Origin of the sequence: Pseudomonas sp. 22490 (assembly GCF_052044465.1) — a bacterium.
GTDB classification, from domain to species: domain Bacteria; phylum Pseudomonadota; class Gammaproteobacteria; order Pseudomonadales; family Pseudomonadaceae; genus Pseudomonas; species Pseudomonas aeruginosa.
Genome location: NZ_JBQENS010000104.1, coordinates 1 through 495, shown reverse-complemented (window position 1 = coordinate 495; position 495 = coordinate 1). Strand labels below are relative to the sequence as shown.

Sequence of the window (495 nt, the reverse complement as noted above, 5' to 3'; positions counted from 1 at the left end):
TGAGGCGGGCAAGGTTTTCTATTGTGTGGTTCGTTCTGGTGATTGGATTCTTTTTAATACGGATGTTTATTTGAAAGGTGATAGGTGTCCTGAGGGAACTGAGCTTGATCTCAGTGCCGGCGAATGCCGGGAGAATAAGTGCAAGATTCTGGCTGGCTCGCTCTATGAAAAAGGCGGCCACCAAGCACCGATTTCCCGCTTCATCAATTACCTCGGTTGTGAGATCGCCGTCAGTTCGATTGATGGTTGTATCGGCCCCGCTGAGGGCGAAGCGGGTGGAACCTTCTGCCGGGTCATCGGCTCGTTCACCGGTAACTGGTTCACCTCCAAGGGCTCCTGTGCTTTCGGCTGCGACGTGGGCCCGGGCGACGGTCCGCCTCCGGGGGGAGACGGCGGCACCGGGGGCGACGGTGGCAGCAACCCGCCCGGCGGCGACGGTGGAAGCGATGGCGGCACCAAGCCCGGTAACGGCGGTGGCGATGACGGCTCCAGTGG

General features: G+C 60.2%; 1 pseudogene. It reads left to right on the top strand.

What is annotated here, in order from left to right:
- Positions 1 to 25: 25 nt before the first annotated feature.
- Positions 26 to 495 (top strand): annotated as a pseudogene (locus ACTJJX_RS35095) (hypothetical protein); the annotation flags it as partial.